The 17,552-nt window shown below is 64.9% G+C and carries 16 protein-coding genes, 1 pseudogene and 1 riboswitch; of the genes and pseudogenes, 10 read left to right on the top strand and 7 right to left on the bottom strand.

Features of this window, described 5'->3' with window-relative positions:
• Nucleotides 1-4 precede the first annotated feature (4 nt).
• Nucleotides 5-373 carry a glycine cleavage system protein GcvH gene (gene gcvH, locus K289_RS0116785; protein WP_027552593.1) on the bottom strand — a complete coding sequence of 123 codons (369 nt, stop codon included), beginning with the start codon at nucleotides 371-373 and terminating at the stop codon, nucleotides 5-7.
• A 9-nt stretch (nucleotides 374-382) separates the two neighbouring features.
• Nucleotides 383-1,531: a glycine cleavage system aminomethyltransferase GcvT gene (gene gcvT / locus K289_RS0116780; protein ID WP_027552592.1), complete on the bottom strand. Its 1,149-nt coding sequence runs from the start codon at nucleotides 1,529-1,531 to the stop codon at nucleotides 383-385.
• 143 nt (nucleotides 1,532-1,674) lie between these two features.
• Nucleotides 1,675-1,765, bottom strand: a riboswitch (glycine riboswitch).
• 223 nt (nucleotides 1,766-1,988) lie between these two features.
• Between gcvT and alaS the strand changes: the two genes are divergently transcribed.
• Nucleotides 1,989-4,667 carry an alanine--tRNA ligase gene (gene alaS, locus K289_RS0116775; RefSeq protein WP_027552591.1) on the top strand — a complete coding sequence of 893 codons (2,679 nt, stop codon included), beginning with the start codon at nucleotides 1,989-1,991 and terminating at the stop codon, nucleotides 4,665-4,667.
• 6 nt (nucleotides 4,668-4,673) lie between these two features.
• Complete coding sequence (locus tag K289_RS0116770; RefSeq protein WP_027552590.1) at nucleotides 4,674-5,900, top strand: cyclic nucleotide-gated ion channel; 1,227 nt, start codon at nucleotides 4,674-4,676, stop codon at nucleotides 5,898-5,900.
• Between the two features lie 4 nt (nucleotides 5,901-5,904).
• Here the strand turns inward: K289_RS0116770 and K289_RS0116765 are convergent, their stop codons facing one another.
• Entirely contained in the window at nucleotides 5,905-6,408 is a 504-nt protein-coding gene (locus tag K289_RS0116765; protein ID WP_027552589.1) for a DUF3455 domain-containing protein, read from the bottom strand.
• Nucleotides 6,409-6,508: 100 nt separating this feature from the next.
• A complete protein-coding gene (locus tag K289_RS0116760; RefSeq protein WP_027552588.1) occupies nucleotides 6,509-7,723 on the bottom strand; it encodes an NADP-dependent isocitrate dehydrogenase in 1,215 nt (404 codons plus the stop codon).
• A gap of 337 nt (nucleotides 7,724-8,060) precedes the next feature.
• Between K289_RS0116760 and K289_RS0116755 the strand changes: the two genes are divergently transcribed.
• Nucleotides 8,061-9,269 carry a TrmJ/YjtD family RNA methyltransferase gene (locus K289_RS0116755; protein ID WP_027552587.1) on the top strand — a complete coding sequence of 403 codons (1,209 nt, stop codon included), beginning with the start codon at nucleotides 8,061-8,063 and terminating at the stop codon, nucleotides 9,267-9,269.
• A 200-nt stretch (nucleotides 9,270-9,469) separates the two neighbouring features.
• Here K289_RS0116755 and K289_RS0116750 read toward each other — a convergent pair whose 3' ends face one another.
• Nucleotides 9,470-10,681, bottom strand: a complete 1,212-nt coding sequence (locus K289_RS0116750) for a GGDEF domain-containing protein (RefSeq protein WP_027552586.1) — start codon at nucleotides 10,679-10,681, stop codon at nucleotides 9,470-9,472.
• A gap of 283 nt (nucleotides 10,682-10,964) precedes the next feature.
• Between K289_RS0116750 and cynS the strand changes: the two genes are divergently transcribed.
• Both cynS and K289_RS52305 read left to right on the top strand, forming a co-directional pair.
• Nucleotides 10,965-11,453, top strand: coding sequence for a cyanase (cynS, locus tag K289_RS44545; protein WP_051310607.1), 489 nt, complete (start codon nucleotides 10,965-10,967; stop codon nucleotides 11,451-11,453).
• Nucleotides 11,454-11,514: 61 nt separating this feature from the next.
• Nucleotides 11,515-11,937, top strand: a complete 423-nt coding sequence (locus K289_RS52305) for a hypothetical protein (protein WP_245283938.1) — start codon at nucleotides 11,515-11,517, stop codon at nucleotides 11,935-11,937.
• Nucleotides 11,938-11,954: 17 nt separating this feature from the next.
• Here K289_RS52305 and K289_RS0116735 read toward each other — a convergent pair whose 3' ends face one another.
• Nucleotides 11,955-12,278, bottom strand: a complete 324-nt coding sequence (locus tag K289_RS0116735; RefSeq protein ID WP_027552584.1) for a DUF1476 domain-containing protein — start codon at nucleotides 12,276-12,278, stop codon at nucleotides 11,955-11,957.
• Nucleotides 12,279-12,589: 311 nt separating this feature from the next.
• Between K289_RS0116735 and purC the strand changes: the two genes are divergently transcribed.
• Nucleotides 12,590-13,357, top strand: coding sequence for a phosphoribosylaminoimidazolesuccinocarboxamide synthase (gene purC / locus K289_RS0116730; protein ID WP_008974302.1), 768 nt, complete (start codon nucleotides 12,590-12,592; stop codon nucleotides 13,355-13,357).
• A 14-nt stretch (nucleotides 13,358-13,371) separates the two neighbouring features.
• On the top strand, nucleotides 13,372-13,611 hold the full coding sequence (gene purS, locus K289_RS0116725; RefSeq protein ID WP_027552583.1) for a phosphoribosylformylglycinamidine synthase subunit PurS: 240 nt from the start codon (nucleotides 13,372-13,374) through the stop codon (nucleotides 13,609-13,611).
• Between the two features lie 157 nt (nucleotides 13,612-13,768).
• Here purS and corA read toward each other — a convergent pair whose 3' ends face one another.
• Nucleotides 13,769-14,785 carry a magnesium/cobalt transporter CorA gene (gene corA, locus K289_RS0116720; RefSeq protein ID WP_027552582.1) on the bottom strand — a complete coding sequence of 339 codons (1,017 nt, stop codon included), beginning with the start codon at nucleotides 14,783-14,785 and terminating at the stop codon, nucleotides 13,769-13,771.
• 164 nt (nucleotides 14,786-14,949) lie between these two features.
• Here corA and purQ point away from each other — a divergent pair, with 164 nt between their 5' ends.
• The 3 genes and pseudogenes from purQ (at nucleotide 14,950) to K289_RS0116705 (ending at nucleotide 17,534) form a co-directional block, all read left to right on the top strand.
• Nucleotides 14,950-15,651, top strand: a complete 702-nt coding sequence (gene purQ, locus K289_RS0116715; RefSeq protein ID WP_027552581.1) for a phosphoribosylformylglycinamidine synthase subunit PurQ — start codon at nucleotides 14,950-14,952, stop codon at nucleotides 15,649-15,651.
• Nucleotides 15,648-16,621, top strand: a pseudogene (locus K289_RS44540) (tripartite tricarboxylate transporter substrate binding protein BugD). Before purQ ends, K289_RS44540 begins: the two are co-directional and overlap by 4 nt.
• A 175-nt stretch (nucleotides 16,622-16,796) precedes the next feature.
• On the top strand, nucleotides 16,797-17,534 hold the full coding sequence (locus K289_RS0116705; RefSeq protein ID WP_027552580.1) for a tetratricopeptide repeat protein: 738 nt from the start codon (nucleotides 16,797-16,799) through the stop codon (nucleotides 17,532-17,534).
• The last annotated feature ends 18 nt before the right edge of the window (nucleotides 17,535-17,552 follow it).

Raw genomic sequence — 17,552 nt, 5'->3', positions numbered from 1 at the left:
CTCTCTAAGCCGTGTGCGCCTTGTAGGCGGCTTCATCCATGAGTCCGCCGAGCTCGCTCTTGTCGGCGATCTTGATCTTGAAGAACCAGGCCTTGCCTTGCGCATCCGAATTGACCAGCGCCGGTTCGCTCGCGAGACCTTCGTTCACCTCGAGCACCTCGCCGGAGATCGGCGCGTAGACGTCGGAGGCGGCCTTCACCGACTCGACCACCGCGGCAGCTTCCGTCTTCTTGAGCGCGCGGCCGACCTTGGGCAGTTCGACGAACACGACATCGCCGAGCTGCTGCTGCGCGTAGTCGGTGATGCCGACGGTGGCGACATCGCCGTCGATGGCCAGCCACTCATGGTCGGAGGTGTACAGCGTCGTGGTCATTCTCGATCCTCAGCGTTTGTAGGTATTTTTCACGAAAGGCATGGCGGCGACTTGCAGGGCCAAGCGCTGGCCGCGCACCTCGGCAAACAGTTGTGTGCCGAGCGCGCTCTGCGCGGTGGGCACGTAACCCATCGCAACCGGCGCATTCAGGCTCGGGCCAAAACCGCCCGATGTGACCTTTCCGATCGGCTCGCTCGACGTCGCATCGGCAAACAGCGGCGCGCCCTCGCGCACCGGCGCGCGCCCCTCGGCGCGCAGGCCGACGCGGCGGCGGCTTGCGCCCTGGTCGAAATGCGAAAGGATCTTCGCCGCGCCCGGAAAACCGCCGGCACGCGCGCCGCCGGTGCGGCGGCTCTTCTGCACCGACCATTCCAGCGCCGCCTCGACCGGCGTGGTGGTGGTGTCGATGTCGTGGCCGTAGAGGCAGAGACCTGCCTCGAGCCGCAGGCTGTCGCGCGCTCCGAGCCCGATCGGCAGCACGTCGGAATTGTCGAGCAGCGCCTTGGCCAGCCGCTCGGCATCGCCTGCGGGAACCGAGATCTCGAACCCGTCCTCGCCGGTATAGCCCGAGCGCGACACGAAGCAGTCGATGCCGTCGACCTTGCGTTGGCCCGCATCCATGAATTTCATGGCCGGCGCCTCTGCACAAAGTTTCGCCAGCACCGCTTCCGCCTTCGGGCCCTGCAGCGCGATCAGAGCGCGGTCGGTGAGCGATTCGATGTTGCAGTCGTCGGACAAATGCGCGCGCAGATGCGCTTCGTCCTCGGCCTTGCAGGCGGCGTTGACGACCAGGAACAGGTGATCGCCGAAATTGGCGACCATCAGATCGTCCAGGATGCCGCCGTCCGCATTGGTGAACTGGGCATAGCGCTGCCGTCCCGGTGCGAGCGCCACGATGTCCTGCGGCACCAAGCGCTCCAGCGCCTTTGCCGCATCCTCGACCTTGCCGGACTTCGGCCACAGCGCGATCTGGCCCATATGGGACACGTCGAACAGGCCGGCCGATGACCGGGTGTGAAGGTGTTCCTTCAGGACGCCCGCGGGGTACTGCACGGGCATTTCATAGCCCGCGAACGGCACCATCTTGCCGCCGAGGGACAGGTGCAGGGCGTAGAGGGGGGTGCGTCTGAGGGAGTTTTGGTCGTCGCGTGCAAGCATCACAGGGGCCCTCGCGGTTCCCGGGGAGGATTCCCCGTCGAAACCAGTCGAAGCCCCATCTGTCGCTGTGCCTGAGAGTATTATCCCGTCGGCGGGTGCCACCCGGGCCTCAAGCCCGTCGGCGCCTCTTTCCAGATGCTGTCAAAGCCACGCGGTCCTTTTGCCTGAGAGTTTCCGGGGCGGTTGCTCCTTCGGCGCCGGCTACCAAAAGCCGGTCTCTCCCGACGTGGCCGTACGATACAGGTAGGTACAGAACACAGCCGGGCCAAGCCTGTCAACGCGGCCAAAACGGCTATCAACGGTCGATTGCGCGCCTGCGGCAACCCTCTGATCTGTCTGCACAGTTTCTGGACAGCGAAGCTGGCCTTGTCTAAAAGCGCATTGGCCCGCAGATATCAGCCTAAATCACAGGTTTGGATGGCGTGAAGCGGGTCCAAGCACACCCGATTGGATGAACATGAGCGGCGTCAACGAGATCAGGTCGACCTTTCTGAACTTCTTTGCCAAGAACGGCCACGAGATCGTGCCGTCCTCGCCATTGGTGCCGCGCAACGACCCGACGTTGATGTTCACCAATGCCGGCATGGTGCAGTTCAAGAACGTCTTCACCGGCATGGAGAAGCGGCCCTACCAGCGCGCCACCACCTCGCAGAAATGCGTGCGCGCGGGTGGCAAGCACAACGACCTCGACAATGTTGGCTACACCGCGCGCCATCTCACCTTCTTCGAGATGCTCGGCAATTTCTCTTTCGGCGACTACTTCAAGGAGCGCGCGATCGAGCTCGCCTGGAATCTGATCACCAAGGATTTCGGGCTGAAGAAGGACAAGCTGCTCGTCACCGTCTATCACACCGACGACGAGGCCGCCGGCTTGTGGAAGAAGATCGCGGGCTTCTCCGACGACCGCATCATCCGCATCCCGACCTCGGACAATTTCTGGGCGATGGGCGATACCGGCCCGTGCGGTCCGTGCTCGGAGATCTTCATCGATCGCGGCGAGCACATCTGGGGCGGACCTCCGGGCAGCCCGGAAGAGGACGGCGACCGCTTCCTCGAATTCTGGAATCTCGTGTTCATGCAGTACGAGCAGGTGACGAAGGAGGAGCGCGTGCCGCTGCCGCGTCCCTCGATCGACACCGGCATGGGCCTGGAGCGCATGGCCTGCATCCTGCAGGGCGTCGACAGCGTGTTCGAGACCGATTTGTTCCGTCAGTTGATCGATGCGACCGCATCCGCGCTGGGCAGCGGGCCGAATGAGCAGACCGTCGCCTCGTTCCGGGTCATCGCCGATCATCTGCGCTCCTCGGCCTTCCTCGTCTCCGACGGCGTGCTGCCCTCGAACGAGGGCCGCGGCTATGTGCTGCGCCGGATCATGCGCCGCGCGATGCGCCATGCGCAGCTTCTGGGCGCGAAAGAACCGCTGATGCATCGCCTCGTCTGGGCGCTGGTGCGTGAGATGGGCCAGGCCTATCCGGAGCTGGTGCGCGCGGAGAAGCTGATCGAGGAAACGCTGCGGCTGGAAGAGACCCGTTTCCGCAAGACGCTGGTGCGCGGCCTTGCGATCCTCGACGAGAAGAGCTCGGGCTTGAAGAAGGGCGACATGTTCGACGGCGACGTCGCCTTCACGCTCTATGATACCTACGGCTTCCCGCTCGACCTGACGCAGGACGCGCTGAAGTCGCGCGGCATCAGCGTCGACCAGTCCGCTTTCACCGACGCGATGGAGCGTCAGCGCGAGAAGGCGCGCGCGTCATGGGCGGGCTCGGGCGAGGCCGCCAGCGAAGCGATCTGGTTCCCGCTGCGCGAGCGGCTAGGGGCCACCGAATTCCTCGGTTACGAGACCGAGAGCGCCGAAGGCGTCGTTGCGGCGCTGGTGAAGGACGGCAAGGAAACCGACAGCCTCAAGGCTGGCGAGACCGGCTCGATCGTTCTGAACCAGACGCCGTTCTATGCGGAATCCGGCGGTCAGGTCGGTGATACCGGCGTAATGGTCGGCGAGGGCGGGATCAAATTCCGCGTCACCGAGACGCAGAAGAAGGTCGGCGATCTCTTCGTTCATACCGGCACGGTGGAGCAGGGCACGCTGAAGGCCGGCACGGCGCTGCAGCTCGACGTCGATCATACGCGCCGGTCGTCGATCCGCGCCAATCACTCGGCGACGCATCTGCTCCACGAGGCGCTGCGCCAGGTGCTCGGCGACCACATCGCCCAGCGCGGCTCGCTGGTCGCGCCCGACCGGCTGCGCTTCGACTTCGTGCATCCGAAGCCGATCACGGCCGAGGAGCTCGCCCGTGTCGAGGACATCGCCAACGATGTGGTGCTGGAGAATGACGAGGTCACGACCCGCATCATGGGCGTTGACGAGGCCCGCGAGGCCGGCGCCCGCGCGCTGTTCGGCGAGAAATATGGCGATGAGGTCCGCGTCGTCTCGATGGGCAAGACCGCGCGCGAGCACGGTGCCAACGCGCTCGGCTGGTCGGTCGAGCTCTGCGGCGGCACCCATGTCAAGCGCACCGGCGACATCGGCCTGATCACGCTGACGGGCGAGAGCGCGGTTGCTTCCGGCGTCCGCCGCATCGAGGCGCTGACCGGACGTTTCGCACGCAAGCATGCCAATGACACCATGGCGCTGGCGAAGACCGCGGCGGCCGAGCTGCGTACCTCGATCGAGGATGTCCCGGCGCGCATCACCGCGCTGATGGACGAGCGCAAGAAGCTGGAGCGCGAGCTGTCCGACGCGCGCAAGAAGCTCGCGATGGGCGGCGGCGCGTCCGCCGCCAACGGCGCGGCGGCAGGCGTGCGTGAGGTCGGCGACGTCAAGCTGATGGCGCGCGCAGTCGAGGGCATCGAGATGAAGGATCTCAAGAGCCTCGCCGATGACGGCAAGAAGCAGATCGGCTCCGGCGTGGTCGCCATCGTCGGCGTCACCGAGGACGGCAAGGCCGGCGTCGTGGTCGGCGTCACGCCCGATCTCACCTCGCGCTTCAACGCCGTCAATCTGGTTCGCGTTGCTTCCGAAGCGCTCGGCGGCAAGGGCGGCGGCGGCCGGCCCGACATGGCGCAGGCCGGCGGTCCCGACGGCGCCAACGCTGCCGCGGCGCTGTCGGCGATCGAAAAAGCGATGACAGGCGCGTAAATCGCCATGCGCCTCGTTCCACGAGGACGTGGGCTTCGCGATCCCAATTTGAGGGATCGCCTCTACGAATTGCTCGAGCACGATCCGCTGGCTTATTCCGTCGGCTCGCGCTTCATCCAGCTCATCATCGGCGTGATCGTGCTCGACGTGGTGGCGATGACGCTCGCCTCGGTGCCGGAGCTGGACGCGCAGTTCGGCGCGCTGTTCTCGGCGATCAAGATCCTGGCCGTGATCGTGTTCGCGCTGGAATATGTCGCGCGGCTGTGGACGGTGGCGGGCCACACGCAGCGCGGGGCCTCGCCGCTCGCGGACCGACTCGGCTATGTCTTCTCCGCGCTCGGCATCATCGACCTCATGGCGTTCCTCCCCGCCGCGATCGTGCTGGCGACAGGCCGGCACGCGACGCTCGCCGCGCTCGGCGTGCTGCCGTTCTTCAAGCTGGTGCGCTATTCGCCGGCGATGCGCTCGCTGCTCGCTGCCATTCACGCCGAGCGGCGGGCGCTGATCGGTTGCGTCGTCATCCTGGTCGGCGTGGTGCTCACCTTCGCCTCGCTGCTCTACGCCATCGAGCGTGAGGTACAGCCGGATAAGCTCGGCACCATTCCGCAGGCGATGTGGTGGGCGATCGTGACGCTCGGCACCGTCGGCTATGGCGACGTCGTGCCGGTGACGGCGCTCGGCAAATTCGTTTCCGTCTTCGCCATCATCAGCGGCTTCGCCATGATCGCGCTGCCAGTCGCGATCATCTCCACCGCCTTTGCCGAGGAGGTGAAGCGGCGCGATTTCGTCGTCACCTGGGGCATGCTGGCGCGGGTGCCTCTGTTCTCGAACCTCTCGGCATTGGAGATCGCCGACATCATGCGGCTCTTGCGGGCACGCACCATCGAGCAGGGCGAGATCCTGGTTCGCCGTGGCGATGCTGCCTCGTCGATGTATTTCATCACGGCCGGCGAGGTCGAGATTTCACTGCCGAGCCAGCGTGTGCGGCTTGCCGACGGCACTTTCTTCGGCGAGATCGCACTGCTGCACAAAACCAAACGCAGCGGCACGGTGACCGCCACGCGCAAGACCCGCCTTCTGGTGCTCGACGCCCAACATTTTCATGCCCTGATCGAACGCATGCCGACGCTCGCCGCGCATGTGCACAACACGGCCAAGGCGCGGCTCGAAGAGACGGGCGACCTCGCGGCGACCGAGCTCGCGCAGGCTGAGCGCGAGGGCACCGACCGCTGAGCGATCAGCCCTTGCGCAGGAAGACGTACTCGGCCGAGTAGGGCGCGCTTCTGAACTCGCCGGCCTTGTCGCAGGCGCCGTCGAGCTTGCCGCCATGGGTGTTGATGCGCTGGACGGTGGTAACAGGCGTCAGGACGCCGCTGCCGCGGTGGGCGGTGACCTCCAGCTTCAGCCAGGGAATGTCAGCAGCCGTGGCACCGGGCGCGTTGCCGATGGCCTTGCCAACCACGGCGCTGCCGTCGGCATGCTCCCAGCTCGGGCCGGCATAGTGTCGGCCGACCGTCTTACCCTCGGAAAGCAGCGTGGCGATCGGCTCGCGGAAGGCCCAGGCGAGCTTGCCGTCGGTGCCTGCCTTGCACTCATAGACCTGCGCGCCCTCGGCGTGGGCGCTGAGCACAACGGTCTCGCCGGGTGCGGCGATGGCTTCGGGAAGTGTCTCCGCGGCCGCAACCGGACCGGCCATGGCCGAGAGCAGCAGCAGGCAAGGGACGGCAAGCTTGATTGACATGGTCGGTCTCCGGGCAAAGGTCTCAATAAACGAACGGGCCGCGCTTTGGCGCAGCCCGTGATGATGTCTGGCCCAGTCGGGCGAAAATGCGGATGACAGCTTAGGCCGCCAGCGCCTTCGCCAGGTTCTCGGCGACCTTGTCGAGGAAACCGGTGGTCGAGAGCCAGCGCTGGTCGGCACCGACCAGCAGCGCGAGGTCCTTGGTCATGTAGCCCTCTTCGACGGTGTCGACGCAGACCTTCTCCAGCGTGCTTGCAAACTTCGCGAGCTGCGGATTGTTGTCGAGCTTGGCGCGGTGGGCGAGACCACGGGTCCAGGCGAAGATCGACGCGATCGAGTTGGTCGAGGTCTCCTTGCCCTTCTGGTGCTCGCGGTAGTGGCGGGTCACCGTGCCGTGGGCGGCCTCGGCTTCCACGGTCTTGCCGTCGGGCGTGAGCAGCACCGAGGTCATCAGGCCGAGCGAGCCGTAGCCCTGCGCGACCGTGTCGGACTGCACGTCGCCGTCGTAGTTCTTACAGGCCCAGACATAGCCGCCGGACCACTTCAGCGCCGAGGCGACCATGTCGTCGATCAGGCGGTGCTCGTAGGTCAGGCCCTTGGCGTCGAATTCCTTCTTGAACTCGCGGTCGAAGATGTCCTGGAAGATGTCCTTGAAGCGGCCGTCATAGACCTTGAGGATGGTGTTCTTGGTCGAGAGATAGACCGGGTAGTTGCGCATCAGGCCGTAGTTGAACGACGCGCGGGCGAAGTCGATGATGGAGTCGTCGAGATTGTACATCTCCATGGCGACGCCGGCGCCGGGGGCCTTGAACACTTCCTTCTCGATCACGGTGCCGTCCTCGCCGACGAACTTCAGCGAGAGGGTGCCCTTGCCCGGGAACTTGATGTCGGTGGCGCGGTACTGGTCGCCATAGGCATGGCGGCCGATGATGATCGGCTTGGTCCAGCCGGGAACGAGGCGCGGCACGTTCTTGCAGATGATCGGCTCGCGGAAGATCACGCCGCCGAGGATGTTGCGGATGGTGCCGTTCGGCGACTTCCACATCTGCTTGAGGTTGAACTCCTTCACCCGAGCCTCGTCCGGGGTGATGGTGGCGCACTTGACGCCGACGCCGACCTTCTTGATCGCCTCGGCCGCGTCGATGGTCACCTGATCATTGGTCTGGTCGCGGTACTCCATCCCCAGGTCGAAATAGAGCAGCTCGACATCGAGGAACGGGTTGATCAGCTTGTCCTTGATGTACTGCCAGATGATCCGGGTCATCTCGTCGCCATCGAGTTCGACGACGGGGTTGGTCACCTTGATTTTTGCCATGATCGGGAAAGCCTCTCGGGAACGGCGCCTTGGGCGCCAACGTGAATGTCCGGGGCCTCATAGCACCGGGACGCGGCGGGCGAAAGCCAAGTGATTATGCACTTTTAGCTCATCCAGCTTCCGCAGATGGGCAGCCGCGGCCAGCCCTCCGGCCGCCCCGGCGGTAAAGTTTCAGGCGAGATTCAAAAGCCGATTCTAACCCCGTTATTTCCCTTGAGAATTTTGTCAGGACAGGCAAACGACAGGCGGACGGAGCCGGCCCCGAGGGGCCCGGTTTGAATCAATTCCAGGGAATGCCTGCGTAAGGCCTTCAGAACCAGCGTGAAAGCAAAACGAGATGTCGGGGACTGACAAGAGCAAGGCGGGCCTCGCCCTCGACGGTCCCATCGTGATCCTGGTCGAGCCTCAGCTGGGTGAGAACATCGGCATGGCGGCGCGCGCCATGGGCAATTTCGCCCTCAGCCGCTTGCGCATCGTCAACCCCCGCGACGGCTGGCCCAACATTGCCGCCCAGCGCGCGGCGGCCGGCGCCGACCACATCCTGGAACGGGTCGAGCTGTTCGACACGGTCGAACAGGCCGTCGCTGATCTCGACCTCCTGTTCGCCACCACCGCTCGCCCTCATGACCAGGCCAAGCCGGTGGTCGGGCCGGAGGCGGCGGTGGCGGAGATTTCGGGGCACATCGCGGCAGGTGGCGGTGCGGGCATCCTGTTCGGCCGCGAGCGCTGGGGGCTGACCAATGAGGAGGTCGGGCTCGCCAACCGGATCATCACCTTCCCGGTCAATCCGGGCTTTGCCTCGCTGAACCTTGCCCAGGCCGTGCTGCTGATCGGCTATGAATGGTTCAAGCGGGCCACATCCGGCGCTCTGCCTCACGCCATGCCCGAACGTTCCGAGCGCGCCTCGCAGCACCAGATGCAGGCCTTCTTCGACAACCTCGTGCGCGAGCTCGACCGGGTCGAATTCCTGCGTCCGCCCGAGAAGCGCGACACCATGCTGGTGAATCTGCGCAACATCTTCACCCGGATGGAGCCGACCAAGCAGGACATGCACACCCTGCACGGTGTGGTCATGGCGATCGCGGAGGGGCGCAAGGGGCCGGCCAAGGGCGGTGTGCTCGATGGCGAGCAGGCGACACGGCTGCGCGCGCTTCTGGCCGAGCACGGTCAGGGCGGCGGGGTGCCCGACAGCGGCTCTACGGTGCGCGGGCTCGCGCGTCTGCTCCGCCGCAACCCGACCGACGCCGAGCGCCTGCTTTGGCAGGCGCTGACTCGCGACCGCCGCTTCGCCGGCCAGTTCAAGCGGCAGACCCCGGTCGGGCGGCACATTCCGGATTTCGTCTCGTTTGCGCACCGGATCGCGATCGAGCTGGTCAATCCGGGAGAGGGGGAGACGATTGCCGGCGACCGCGCGTCGCGGCGTGCGTGGCTGGAGGCGCGCGACTATCGCGTGATGGAGATTCGGGCGGCGGATGTGGAGCGCGATCTGGAAGTGGAGCTGGAGCGGCTGCAGGGGATGATCGCCGAAGGATCGAAGGCCTCGTAGGGTGGGTTAGTCGAAGGCGTAACCCACCTCTTCTTGCGATCCTTGCTGGAGAAGCGGTGGGTTACGCTTCGCTAACTAACCCACCCTACGAACTATCAGATGATCGAGATGCGGGCGGCGAGTCGAGCGGGATCTCGCCAGCGAGCTGGATCGGCTGATTGCAGGCATGACGGCCGCGCGCTGAACGACGTCCGGAGCGGCTAGGCGGCGGCCTCGATTCCAGTGCCGCCGCTGCGCTGAAGCCGGCGCAAGGCAGCCAGGTTGGTCTTCACGGACGCGAGGCAGCAACGTGACTTGCCGCCGGATTTCGCCTCGTAGAGCGCGGTGTCCGCAACCGCAAGCAGCTCTTCGACCTCGCTGCCGTGATCCGGTGACATGGCGATACCGACGCTCGCGCCGACATTCGCGCAAATCCCGTCAGCAAGCTCGTAGGACATCGTCACCTCGGCGATGATGCGATGGCCCGTGTCGAACGCCTGCTCGGCCGTGGAACTGTCGGACAGGACCACGAATTCGTCGCCGCCCATGCGCGCGATGACCGAGCCGAGCGGCAGCGCGCGGTGCAACCGTTCGGCGACCCCTTTGAGCACCTTGTCGCCCGCGGCATGTCCAAAGGTGTCGTTGATCGGCTTGAAATTGTCGAGATCGAAGAACAGCACCGCAAACTGCGTTCCCTCGCGGTGCGATGCCTTCAGCTTCGTGGTGAGGGCCTCAACGAACCCGGCGCGGTTCAATAGCCCCGTCAGTGCATCATGATGCGCGCGATGACTATTCTCGCGTTCGGCGCGCATGGTGGTGATCAGCATTCGGTTGAGCCGGAACGCGGCGGCGGTCATGGCTGCGAGATACATCGGTACCTGAAGATACACGATGTAGAGCAGCGGCTCTCCGGCCAGCGCGGCGCCGGGGATGATCGGGCCGAGGCTGAGCAGGATCATGGCTCCAGCAAGCCGCGGCGCACTGAAGTTGCGAAAGCAGATGCCGCCGACCATCGCCGCCGCGGACAGGGACGCGAGCATTGCGACCACCAGGTCGCCGCTCGCGATGCTGACGAACACGCCGAATCCGACGCTGGCGCTCCAGGCAACGGCAAGGAGCAGGTGCAGGTCGGTGGGCGTCGACCGGTGAGCGCGCGCTGCGCGAAGGGCCATGATCAGCACTGTGAGGCGGGACAGGCAGACGGCAATCTCGAGGACCAGCCAGGAGACGAAAAGGGCGGTCGGCTGTCGGATCGCGATCACGGCGGCCACCGCAACGGTGTTGACGGCGCCGGTCGCAAAGACCGGCAGCGATCCATGGAGCTGGGCAATGAGTGCCGTGCGGATGTCCTCAGGCGCGCCGGGTCCGGCGTCGGCCAACCAGCGTGTCACGCGCCATTGCGGCAGGCTGTAGAGCAGCTTCTCGGATTGCATTGCAGAGCGTCCCAGTATTCCGCCGGCCAACAACGACGGCCGCTCCTAACGACCATTTAAGACCGCCTCCGATCGTTGGCCGTGCTTGACGCGGGGTAAATCAGGCGCTCGGCCCGTGGCGGCGGTGCAGGCCCGTGCGGATCGGTGCAGGCGAGGACTACGGCCCGATCCGCTGGCACATTTCGTGCAAATCCAAAACGACACGAAGCGAAGTTGCGGATATCGTGCTTCTCCGCCGGGAAAACGATGATGCGACACAATGGCCTGCAAGGGAGACTTTCAAATGAAGCGTTCCGACCTCACCGAAAAGCTGCTCGACATCAAGCGCGAGAAGGGCTGGAGCTGGAAGTACATATGCGAGAAGATCGGCGGCTATTCCGAGGTGCTGATCGTCGGCGCCATTCTCGGCCAGATGAAGCTGACCAAGCCGCAGGCCGCCAACGCCGGTGAGCTGTTCGCCCTGTCGAAGGCCGAGACCGCCATGCTCAACGAGGTGCCGATGCGCGGCACCGGCACGCCGATGCCACCGACCGATCCTCTGATCTACCGCTTCTACGAAATGGTGATGGTCAATGGTCCGGCCTGGAAGGCGCTGATCGAGGAAGAGTTCGGCGACGGCATCATGTCGGCGATCGACTTCGACATGGCGATCGAGCGCGTCGCCAATCCCAAGGGCGACCGCGTCCAGATCACCATGAGCGGCAAATTCCTGCCGTACAAATATTACGGCGCCAGCGGCAACGTGCCCGAATACGGCTTCAAGGAGGGCTGACCGAAACGAAGGAGATCGCGGGCGCAGAAGGGCGGTTAACCCTTAGTGAAGCGGCAGGTCGGTGTTTGCGATCCGCAGTTTGCCCGATCGCAACCTGCGGTGGCTATGTACCGACATGTCACTTCAATCACAGGTGCCCCTCATGATGTTGCGCTCGCGTCTTGCCTTGGCAGGCATTGTCCTGCTGTTCGTCGTCACTCCGGCCGCCGCCCAGTCGCCCGGCCAGGTGCGTGTGCAGAGCACGATCAACTTTTTCGTCGCGGGTCCGAGCGGAGACAGCGAGGAGGGGCAGAAGTTGCGCGATCGCGCACGCCGCACGGTCTACGAGATGGCGGCGCGCGAATGCGAACTCCTGCGCGAGACGCTCGCCCGTGATTGCCGGATGGAATCGGTGAATACCAACATCAACCGGCAATTCGGATCGCAGCAACCCGAAGGATTCAACGTCAGCGGCTCGATGGGCTTTCAGATCACGCTGAAATAGCCGCCGACCGGCGGGGCCTATTTCCCCGCCTTCACCTCTGTAACCGCCACCGCGATCAGCTCGTTCATCTTGGCGCGAATCGCCTGTTCGGTGATGGCGACGCTTTTGGCGGCGAAATCGGCCATGACCTTGCGCAGCACGTCGCCGTCGCCGGCTTCCTCGAAATCGGCCGCGACCACTTCCTTGGCATAGGCCGTCGCCGCGTCCCCGGTCTTGCCGAGCTTTTCCGCGGCCCACAGGCCGAGCAGCCGGTTGCGGCGGGCTTCGGCCTTGAATTTTTGTTCCTCATCAAGGGCGAATTTCTTCTCGAAACCTTCCTCGCGCTTGTCGAACGTGGTCATGCCTCTATTCCAATTCCCTGCTGAATCGATGTCCGGGGCCTCGTTGCGGCGGCCCCCGCGCATGCCTAGATAGGGGGCACGAATCGGCAAAACAACGAGCCGTTAAGCCGCAGGCAAGACGGTATAAGTTGGTGCCGGACTGCCGGATCGATTGTGCTGGGACAGCCAATCGGATAGGTTGCCTAAAGGCTCGGTTCCTGTTCTGTTTCCATGGGTTCCGGGCCGTTCACGGCAGCTCCGCTGTGGGTCGTAATCCTAGTCAACCGGAGCACACCAAATTCATGGATTTCAACAAAACACGGTACATCCCAATGAGCCGTCGGCGTCGCATTTATGAAGGCAAGGCAAAGGTCCTGTACGAAGGTCCGGAGCCGGGCACCCTGATCCAGCACTTCAAGGATGACGCCACCGCGTTCAATGCCAAAAAGCATCAGGTGATCGAGGGCAAGGGCGTCCTCAACAACCGGATCTCGGAGTACCTGTTTCAGCACCTCAACGACATCGGGGTGCCGACCCACTTCATCCGCCGCCTCAACATGCGCGAGCAGTTGATTCGCGAGGTCGAGATCGTGCCGCTGGAAGTGGTGGTGCGGAACGTCGCCGCCGGCTCGCTGTCGCAGCGGCTCGGCATCGAGGAGGGCACGCAGCTGCCGCGCTCGATCATCGAATTCTACTACAAGAACGACCAGCTCAACGACCCCATGGTGTCGGAAGAGCACATCACCGCCTTCGGCTGGGCGACGCCGCAGGAGATCGACGACATCATGGCGCTCGCCATCCGCGTCAACGACTTCCTCACCGGCCTGTTCCTCGGCATCGGCATCCGCCTCGTCGACTTCAAGATGGAGTGCGGGCGGCTGTTCGAGAACGAGATGATGCGGATCATCGTCGCCGACGAGATCTCGCCGGATTCCTGCCGGCTCTGGGACATCAAGTCGAACGAGAAGCTCGACAAGGATCGCTTCCGCAGGGATCTCGGCGGGCTGCTCGAGGCCTACACGGAAGTCGCCAAGCGCCTTGGCATCCTAATGGAGAACGAGCGGCCTGCGGGTTCCGGGCCGGTGCTGGTGAAGAGCTGAGAGAGGATTTCGACGTGAAGGCACGTGTTACCGTTACCTTGAAAACGGGCATCCTCGATCCGCAGGGCAAGGCCATCGAAGGCGCGCTGAAGTCGCTCGGCGTCGACGGCGTCGCCAGCGTCCGTCAGGGCAAGGTGTTCGACATCGAGCTCGCCGGCGCCGACAAGGCCAAGGCGGAGGCCGTTCTGAAGGAGGCCGCCGACAAGCTGCTCGCCAATACCGTGATCGAGAACTATCGCGTCGAGATCGTTTGAGTCTGCCGTCTCCTCATGGTGAGGAGCGCGAAGCGCATCTCGAACCATGAAGGCCCGCTGCCGCCCGCGGCCCATCCTTCGAGACGCGCGCGAAGGGCGCGCTCCTCAGGATGAGGAGCCAGACTGGTCGTGACGTTGTTGGCAGGTGCTTTCGCCGTCACAGCCACCCGGCGCGGCGGAAGCGCCAATAGAGCGCGATGCATGAGATCGCCATCACGCTCAGCAGCACGGGATAGCCGTACTCCCACTGCAGCTCCGGCATGTTCTTGAAGTTCATGCCGTAGATGCCGGCAAGCGCCGTCGGGATGGCGAGGATTGCAAGCCACGAGGCGAGCTTCTTCGAGACCGCAGTCTCCTGCGCCTGGCCGACCAAGAGGCTCGCCTCGAATGCAAAGGCCAGCACCTCGCGCATGGAATCGATCCGCTCCTGGATGTTGCGGACGTGGTCGGTGACGTCGCGGAACAGCGGCTGCATGGTCGGGCGCACCATCGAGAGCTCATCGTGCTCCAGCCGGCGGCATACCTCCACCAGCGGCCCGATCGCGTTGCGCAGCCGCAGGAGGTCGCGGCGCAGCATGTAGAGCCGCTCGATCTGCGCCTTGGTGATCGCGTGCGACAGCACGTAATCCTCGATCTCCTCGACCTCCTCGTGAATGCTCTCGAGCACCGGCGAGTAGTTGTCGACGATGAAATCGAGGATCGCATAGAGGATGTAGTCCTCGCCGCGCGCGAGCGCCCGCGGGCAGCTCTCGCAGCGTTCGCGCACCGACGTGTAGGAAGTCGAGGCGCCGTGACGGACCGTCACGAGATAGCCGTCGCCGACGAAGATGTGGGTCTCGCCGAACGCGATCCGGCCGTCGACCAGTTGCGCGGTCCGCGCCACGATGAAGAGGGCCTCGCCATATTGCTCGATCTTGGGCCGCTGGTGGGCGTGGTTGGCGTCCTCGATCGCGAGCTCGTGCAGGTCGAACTGCTTCTGCACGGCGCTGAGGAGCGCCAAGTCGGGCTCATGCAGGCCGATCCAGACGACATGGCCGGGCTTTGCCCGCCAGCTCGAGGCCTCGCTGATGGCGATATTGGCGACGCGGCGCCCGTCGACATAGGCACCGGCGGCAACGACGCCATCAGCGGAAACCGGCTCGGCGGGAGATATCGGGCGTGACGGGACATTCATGGCCTTCATCCCGGCAAATCGTTCGGCCAAATGGTGGGCTATGGCCTGTGCACAACGCTCGCAGGCGAGGCTAGCACTGGTAAAATCCCCGTCAAATGGTTATGTCTGCTGGCAAATTGGCCCTCGCGCCAGCCCGATTCCAATCCTCGCCCGGAACTTTAATCATGAAAGCCGCCATCCTCGTCTTTCCCGGAATCAACCGCGAGCGCGACATGGCGCGGGCGCTGAAGCTGATCTCGGGACACGAGCCCGCGATGGTCTGGCACGCCGAGACCTCGCTGCCGGCCGGCACCGATCTCGTGGTGGTGCCTGGCGGCTTCTCCTATGGCGACTATTTGCGTTGTGGCGCCATCGCGGCGCGTGCGCCGGTGATGGACGCGGTACGCGACTATGCGGCCAAGGGCGGCCTCGTGCTCGGCGTCTGCAACGGTTTCCAGATCCTCTGCGAGTCCGGCCTGCTGCCGGGCGTGCTGATGCGCAATGCGCGGCTGAAGTTCATCTGCCACGACGTGCATCTGCGCGTCGAACGCTCCGATACACCGTTTACCCGCGGCTACAATGCCGGGCAGGTGATCCGCGTGCCGGTCGCCCATGGCGAGGGCAATTACGAGGCGGACGAAGAGACCATCAAGCGCCTCGAAGGCGAGGGCCGGGTGCTCTATCGCTACTGCTCCGCCGACGGCGTGGTCGACGAGGCCCATAACATCAACGGCGCCGCGCACTCCATCGCCGGCATCGTCAACGACAAGGGCAACGTGCTCGGCATGATGCCGCACCCGGAAAACCACGTCGAAGACATCATGGGCTGTACCGATGGTCGCGGCCTGTTCGCAGGGCTCGCCCAGCATCTGGAAAACGCCGCGTGATTTCATTCGTGGTGAAGCGGCTGTCGGCCGCGATTGCGGTCGCTCTGCTTTCGAGCGCGGCGCTTGCGCAGGATTTCCCAAAACGTCCGATCACCATGATCGTCCCGTTTGCGGCCGGCGGCACCTCGGACGTGATCGCGCGCACGGTTGCCGAGCAGATGGGCATCGCGCTCGGCCAGACCATCGTGATCGAGAACGTCGCCGGGGCCGGCGGATCGACTGCGCTGGCGCGGGCCTCGCGCGCCGAGCCGGACGGCTATACGATCGCGATCGGCAATGCCGGCACCAACGCTGCGACGTACACGATCTATCCGAAGCTGCCGTTCACGCCGGATTCTTTCGTGCCGATTGCCATGGTGGCGAAGACGTTCGGTATCATCGCCCTGCGCAAGGATTTTCCGGCGAAGGACCTCAAGGAGTTCATCGCCTACGCCAAGGCCAATCCCGGCAAGATCAATCTCGGCCATGCCGGTGTCGGCTCGTCGAACTATCTGATCTGCAAGAGCTTCGTGACGGCGGCCGGGATTGATGCGACGCTGGTCGGCTATCGCGGCGCTGCGCCCGCGCTCACGGATGCGATCGGCGCCCAGATCGACGGCGTTTGCGATGCCGCGGCCTCCGTCTCGCAGTCGATCAACGAGAAGCTGGTGAGGGGCCTTGTGGTCGGCTCGACCGTGCGCCTCGCCACGTTGCCCGATCTGCCGACCTCGACCGAAGCAGGCCTGCCCGAATTCGAGGCGCAGGGCTGGAACGGCCTGTTCGCGCCCAAGGGGACGCCGCAGGCGTCATCGCCAAGCTGAACGCGGCCGCGCGCACGGCGGTGGAGACCGACGCGGTGAAGAAGCGCTTTGCCGATCTGTCGACCGTCGCCCCTGACGCCGACGAGCACACGCCCGAGGTGCTCCAGCAGCTTGTGACGCGCGACGTCGAGAACTACCACAAAATGCTGGCGGGCGACGCCAAGCAGTGAGAGCGGCTGCTGCAGCGTTGTGCCAGCGCTGCCCGGTCATCATGCCTTCGTGAACCTCCCCGACGATTGAGGCGACTGATGCTTCGTCGCCATCAAGGCGCATGCGCCCGCAGTCAGCGATTCCTAACCGCCGGAATCAGGGTGCCTGCGCCGTCGTTGTGCTCCCGGAAGTCACATGCCCATCGCTTTGGTCGTTCTGCTGCTCGATATCACGCTGATCTATCACGCATCGCGAACCGGCCGGCTGCAACCCTGGGCGTTCATCATCCTGATGGTGCCGCTGATCGGCTCGCTCGCCTATATCGCCGTCGAGCTCATTCCCGAATGGTTCTCCAGCCCCGGGGCGCGGCAGGCGCGCCAGCGCGTCGCCAACCGGCTCGACCCCGAGAAGCGCTATCGCGAACTGTCCGACCGGCTCGCCGCCACCGACACCATCGCCAACCGCGCGGCGCTGGCCGAGGAATGCGCCAGGATCGGACGGTTCGGCGAGGCGGAAGCGCACTACGACCACATCCTCAAGCTGCCCATGGGCCACGATCCCGCCTACGCGCTCGGCAAGGCGCAGGCGGAGTTTGCCGCCAAGCGCCCCGCCGATGCGCTCGCGACCCTGGACGATCTGCAGAAGCAGTGGCCCGAATTCGACTCGGCCGACGCGCATCTGTTGTACGCCCGCGCGCTCGCCGAAGTCGGCCGCCTCGACGAGGCGCTCGAGGAATATCACGCCGTCTCCGGCTATTTCCCTGGCGCGGAGGCGCGGGTGCGCTACGGCATGCTGCTGCAACTGGTCGGCCGCACAGCCGAGGCGCGGATGGTCTTCAACGAGCTCCTGATCCAGATGCGGCGCGCGCCGAAATATCTGCGCGAGGCGCAGGCCGAGTGGCTGTCGATCGCGGAGAAGCAGCTCTCGACCTGAACTGCCTGCGCTAAAGCG

This window comes from Bradyrhizobium sp. Cp5.3, assembly GCF_000426265.1.
GTDB classification, from domain to species: Bacteria; Pseudomonadota; Alphaproteobacteria; order Rhizobiales; family Xanthobacteraceae; genus Bradyrhizobium; species Bradyrhizobium neotropicale.
This window is presented reverse-complemented; position numbering and strand designations above follow the sequence as displayed.

What these genes read in the sequence shown, in the direction of transcription:
- K289_RS0116770 (WP_027552590.1), top strand. Translation starts at nt 4,674, where the DNA reads ATGCGCCTCGTTCCACGAGGACGTGGGCTTCGCGATCCCAATTTGAGG.
- gcvH (WP_027552593.1), bottom strand. Translation starts at nt 373, where the DNA reads ATGACCACGACGCTGTACACCTCCGACCATGAGTGGCTGGCCATCGAC.
- purQ (WP_027552581.1), top strand. Translation starts at nt 14,950, where the DNA reads ATGAAAGCCGCCATCCTCGTCTTTCCCGGAATCAACCGCGAGCGCGAC.
- cynS (WP_051310607.1), top strand. Translation starts at nt 10,965, where the DNA reads ATGAAGCGTTCCGACCTCACCGAAAAGCTGCTCGACATCAAGCGCGAG.
- K289_RS0116760 (WP_027552588.1), bottom strand. Translation starts at nt 7,723, where the DNA reads ATGGCAAAAATCAAGGTGACCAACCCCGTCGTCGAACTCGATGGCGAC.
- K289_RS0116765 (WP_027552589.1), bottom strand. Translation starts at nt 6,408, where the DNA reads ATGTCAATCAAGCTTGCCGTCCCTTGCCTGCTGCTGCTCTCGGCCATG.
- corA (WP_027552582.1), bottom strand. Translation starts at nt 14,785, where the DNA reads ATGAATGTCCCGTCACGCCCGATATCTCCCGCCGAGCCGGTTTCCGCT.
- K289_RS0116735 (WP_027552584.1), bottom strand. Translation starts at nt 12,278, where the DNA reads ATGACCACGTTCGACAAGCGCGAGGAAGGTTTCGAGAAGAAATTCGCC.
- K289_RS0116705 (WP_027552580.1), top strand. Translation starts at nt 16,797, where the DNA reads ATGCCCATCGCTTTGGTCGTTCTGCTGCTCGATATCACGCTGATCTAT.
- purC (WP_008974302.1), top strand. Translation starts at nt 12,590, where the DNA reads ATGAGCCGTCGGCGTCGCATTTATGAAGGCAAGGCAAAGGTCCTGTAC.
- K289_RS0116755 (WP_027552587.1), top strand. Translation starts at nt 8,061, where the DNA reads ATGTCGGGGACTGACAAGAGCAAGGCGGGCCTCGCCCTCGACGGTCCC.
- K289_RS0116750 (WP_027552586.1), bottom strand. Translation starts at nt 10,681, where the DNA reads ATGCAATCCGAGAAGCTGCTCTACAGCCTGCCGCAATGGCGCGTGACA.
- alaS (WP_027552591.1), top strand. Translation starts at nt 1,989, where the DNA reads ATGAGCGGCGTCAACGAGATCAGGTCGACCTTTCTGAACTTCTTTGCC.
- gcvT (WP_027552592.1), bottom strand. Translation starts at nt 1,531, where the DNA reads ATGCTTGCACGCGACGACCAAAACTCCCTCAGACGCACCCCCCTCTAC.